Below are 303 nucleotides of genomic sequence, written 5' to 3'. Positions count from 1 at the left end.
CGCAGGTGGGACAGCTGATAAGCTCGGGGGTGCGACGGCGCAAGTCCGGGGCGCCGAGCAACGTCCAGCAGGCCCGCACTTCCACCACGGGGTCGTCCGTGAGCGAGATGCGCATGGTGTCGCCGATGCCCTCTTCCAAAAGGACGCCCAGGCCGCATGCGCTTTTGATGATGCCTTGGAAGGCGGTTCCCGCCTCGGTGACGCCGATGTGCAGCGGCACCTCGGGCAGCTCAGCGGCCAACAGGCGATAGGTGTCGATGGTGGTCTGCACGTCGTGGGCCTTGGCTGACACCACAAGGTCGT

At 66.3% G+C, this 303-nt stretch carries 1 protein-coding gene; it reads right to left on the bottom strand.

Annotation, left to right across the window (positions count from 1 at the left end; translation table 11 throughout):
* Positions 1 to 303, bottom strand: a 303-nt coding sequence (locus NE591_RS14185; RefSeq protein ID WP_256156972.1) for a flavodoxin-dependent (E)-4-hydroxy-3-methylbut-2-enyl-diphosphate synthase, incomplete at both ends; no start/stop codon positions are given.

It is taken from the genome of Adlercreutzia sp. DFI.6.23, from assembly GCF_024462535.1.
GTDB lineage: Bacteria > Actinomycetota > Coriobacteriia > Coriobacteriales > Eggerthellaceae > Adlercreutzia > Adlercreutzia rubneri.
This window is presented reverse-complemented; position numbering and strand designations above follow the sequence as displayed.